General features: G+C 67.4%; 4 protein-coding genes. 2 read left to right on the top strand and 2 right to left on the bottom strand.

Annotation, left to right across the window (positions count from 1 at the left end; translation table 11 throughout):
• Together ENN83_RS14750 and ENN83_RS14745 are read left to right on the top strand one after the other, a co-directional pair.
• Nucleotides 1-1,342 (top strand): hypothetical protein (locus ENN83_RS14750; protein WP_287188256.1); only part of this gene is annotated, 1,342 nt, incomplete at its 5' end.
• On the top strand, nucleotides 1,330-1,998 hold the full coding sequence (locus ENN83_RS14745) for a rhomboid family intramembrane serine protease (RefSeq protein ID WP_287188254.1): 669 nt from the start codon (nucleotides 1,330-1,332) through the stop codon (nucleotides 1,996-1,998). The genes ENN83_RS14750 and ENN83_RS14745, both read left to right, overlap by 13 nt.
• 9 nt (nucleotides 1,999-2,007) lie before the next feature.
• On the opposite strand, the gene rfbA is transcribed toward ENN83_RS14745, so the two are convergent.
• Entirely contained in the window at nucleotides 2,008-2,880 is an 873-nt protein-coding gene (rfbA, locus tag ENN83_RS14740) for a glucose-1-phosphate thymidylyltransferase RfbA (RefSeq protein WP_287188251.1), read from the bottom strand.
• A 150-nt stretch (nucleotides 2,881-3,030) separates the two neighbouring features.
• The coding region (locus ENN83_RS14735) for a hypothetical protein (protein ID WP_287188249.1) at nucleotides 3,031-3,795 on the bottom strand (765 nt) is incomplete at its 5' end.

Below are 3,795 nucleotides of genomic sequence, written 5' to 3'. Positions count from 1 at the left end.
TCCGATGACCGGTTTCTGGGCACGCGGTCTGACAGCGGGGCTCGCCGCGGTCGGCCTTGTCTTCATGGGCGCCCAGCAGGCGCCTGCCCAGGACGCAGCGGGCGGCCTTGTCGCCGATCTGCGTTTCTCGCAGCGCCTGACCTGGGAGGATGACGATTTCTACGCCACCACCGGGATCGGGCTGGCGCTCACCAGCCGGACCCGCAACCCCTCCTTCGGTCTCTTCCTCGATGGCGGGCTGGAACTTGGGGCGGAGGGCGAGTCGGGCGTCACCCTCGCCGATCCGGTCCTGCGCCTGACCTTCGGCCACGAGGCGGCATCGAGCGCGATCGACCTGTCGCTGCGCTACCGCGAATCCGATGTCGACACGCTGTTCGAGGAGGATGTGTTCGGGCAGGACGTCCTGGTCTTCGACGAAGGCACGCGCAAGGATCTTTCGACCAGCCTCGGTTTCGTCTTCGGACGCGATGCGCCCTTCGGCGGCAGCCTTGATCTGGGCTACAGCACGCGCCGCTATTCCGGAACCTCCGATCCCTCGCTGCTGGACGAGGACCGCACCAGTGCCGCGCTGGCGCTGCGCTTCGATATCGACCCGCGCATCCGTGCCAGCCTGCGTGCCTCGGTCGCCGAGACCGACCGCGATGGGGCGGGGCGCGACATCCGCAACGAAAGCCTGGGCGCCGGGCTCGATCTTTCGGTGACGCAGACGCTGACGGCCGGGCTTTTCCTCGGCCGGACCCGCGTCGTCGAAAGCGGCGCGGGCCCGCGCAGCGTCGAGGACGGGCTGGCCTACCGGCTGTCGCTGACCGAACAGCGCCCCAATGGCACGCTGTCGGGCAGCCTTGTCTCGGATATCGACGAGGTGGGCCGGCGCACCACCGCCCGGATCGACCGCGATCTGGAGCTGCGCGCGGGCAGGCTGCGGGCAGGTGTCGGTGTCAGCGAAGGCAGCGATGGCGATCTGCGCCCGCTCATCAGCCTGGGCTGGGCGCAGGATCTGCCGCGCGGATCCTTCGGAATCACGCTGGACCAGGCCTTCACCACCGATTCCGACGGCGAGGAGGCGCTCAACAGCCAGATCGCCCTGTCCTGGCGGCAGGAATTGACGCCGCTGTCCAGCCTGCAGACCGGCATCCGGTTGCGCGACACCGATTTCCTGGGCGGGGCCGGGGTGGATACCCGCAAGATCACGCTCGATCTGGTCTATCGCCATGCGCTTGCCGGGGACTGGGACATGCTGGGCGGCTACACCCATACGCTGTCCCGGCAGGAAGGGGCGTCCGACAGCCGGTCCGACGAGGTCTTCATCGGCGTTGAAAAGAGGGTCCGGTGGCGGTTCTGAGCCGAGGCAACCTGCTTCTGTTCGGGCTGATCCTGGCCTGCAGCGCGATCGAACTGGCCCTGTGGCTGGCCGATGCGGGGCTGATCGCCCCCCCCCGGCTGCGCCAGATCGCCTATGATTACGCCGGCTTCTGGCCGGGCCTTCTGAAGGGCTGGAAACCGAACTATCCCGCGCAGCCCTATGCGATGTTCCTGACCTATGGCTTCCTGCATGGCGGGCCCGCACATCTTGTGGTGAACATGATCACGCTCTGGTCGCTGGGCCGCGCGGTGCTGGACCGGGTCGGCGCGGGCGGCTTCGCGATTCTCTATGCCGGCTCGATCCTTGGCGGCGCGGCGGGTTTCGCGCTCATCGCCTCGGACCTGCGCCCCATGGTCGGCGCCTCGGGGGCGCTGTTCGGGCTGGTGGGGGGGATCCTCGCCTGGGCCTATGTCGATCGCTTCACCCATCGCGAACGGCTCTGGCCGGTGGCGCGCGCGGTGCTGCTGCTGGTGGGGCTGAACGTGGTGCTCTGGTGGGCGATGCATGGGCAGCTGGCCTGGGAAACCCATCTGGGCGGTTTCGTCGCCGGATGGGTGCTGGCGCTGCTGATCGACCCCAGGGCGGTGGGGCCGCAGGACGGGTCAGAGGACGGGCCAGAGGATGCGGCGCCCTGAGCCCGTCTCTCAGCCGTTCTCGGCCAACCGGGCCAGAAATGCCCCGTAGCAGGTCTTGCGGTAGAACTCGGCATGCGCCTTCAGCGCGGCGCGGTCGATCCAGCCCATGCTATAGGCGATCTCTTCGGGGGCGCTGATCTGAAGCCCCTGGCGTTCCTGAAGCGTGCGCACGAAATTGCCTGCATCCAGCAGGCTTGCATGCGTGCCGGTATCGAGCCAGGCATAGCCGCGGCCCATCCGTTCCACCGTCAGCCGCCCCTCGGACAGATAGTCCTGCAACAGATCGGCAATCTCCAGTTCACCCCGGGCCGAGGGCGTCAGTCGCCTGGCCCGTTCGGGGGCTGTGCCGTCAAGAAAGTAAAGCCCCGTCACCGCGAAATCCGAGGCCGGGCGCTCGGGCTTCTCGATGATTTCGAGGGCTTTCGTGCCCGTGTCGTCGAAGGTGATGACGCCATAGCGTTCGGGATCGGTGACCTGATAGCCGAACACCGTGCCCTCGGCCCGGGCATCGGCGCGCGCCAGGATCTCGGGCAGGCCATGGCCGAAGAAGATGTTGTCGCCCAGCACCATCGCCGACGGTGCCCCGGCCAGGAACTCCTCGGCCAGGATATAGGCCTGGGCCAGACCGTCGGGCGAGGGTTGTTCGATCCAGGTGAAGGAAAGCCCCCATTTCGCGCCATCCCCCATCAGCCGCTGGAACTGCGTCTGGTCCCGGGGGGTGGTGATGATCGCGATCTCGCGGATGCCCGCCAGCATCAGCACGGAAAGCGGGTAATAGATCATCGGCTTGTCATAGAGCGGCAGGAGCTGCTTGGAGACCGCCATGGTGATGGGGTAGAGCCGCGTTCCCGACCCGCCCGCAAGAATGATACCCTTTCGCATGGTCGTTCTGTCAGCTCCTTCGGGATCGGGGCATGCCGGGCCGCCGGGCCGGGCATCTAAGGGTCGATTGCGTCCTGAACGTGGCACGGGCCATCCGCAGCCGGTATCGGCCAAGCCTTTCGCGATTGCAACCGGCGCGATGCGGCACCCCTATTGCGCGGGAGCAGCGGCATTCAGGCGGTAGACGGTCACGAGGGGCGTGGCGAAGATCAGGTGATAGTTGCGCTCCAGATAGCTGTCGATCACGGACTGGTCGTCGAAATAGAACAGATGCCCATGCCCGTTCGAGACGATGAATTCGGGCAGGCTTGCCATCACGCGCTGCAACTCGTCGGGCGCGACATAGCCGTGCGCCGCAAGCGGCTCCAGGATTGCCTGGCGGGTGATGTTGCTGGGATGGGCCAGGATCGGCGACAGGCTGGGCTGGTCAAGATAGAGCAGGATCAGATGCCGGTCCAGCGCCCAGATCCGGTCGCCGGGCTGCATCGTGGTGCGCAGCATCCCGGCCGCCGCGCGCACGTCGTAGCGCGCCGTCATGTAGCCCGGCACGCTCAGCACGCGCACCGTCTCGGGCACGGTCTGGACAAGCCCCGCCCCCACCGCCGCCCCGACAAGGCCGAGCCCCGCCCGGCGCAGGGCAAGCCGGCCGGGATTGCGTGCAAGCATGTCGGCGACCAGCAGCGGGGCCAGCGGCAGGAATTGCTGCCAGTAATAGGTATAGACCGCCCCGCTCTTGAGGATGGAGTAGAGGATCGAGAGGGTGAACATCCAGAGGATCGCCCAGTCATGGCCGCCAAGCCGGCTTGGCCGTTCCTGCAACGGCGGCAGAAGCGTCAGCACCAGCGCAAGCCCCGTGACCAGCGTGAAGCTGCCGTAAAGGACCGGCGCGGCCTTCACCGCTTCGGCCCATTTGCG

Source organism: Rhodovulum sp. (assembly GCF_011048875.1).
Lineage (GTDB): Bacteria > Pseudomonadota > Alphaproteobacteria > Rhodobacterales > Rhodobacteraceae > Rhodovulum > Rhodovulum tesquicola.
The sequence above is the reverse complement of the archived record's forward strand: the minus strand, read 5'-3'. Positions and strand labels throughout refer to the sequence as shown.

Coding starts and splice junctions, on each gene's coding strand:
- rfbA (WP_287188251.1), bottom strand. CDS start 2,880: ATGCGAAAGGGTATCATTCTTGCGGGCGGGTCGGGAACGCGGCTCTAC.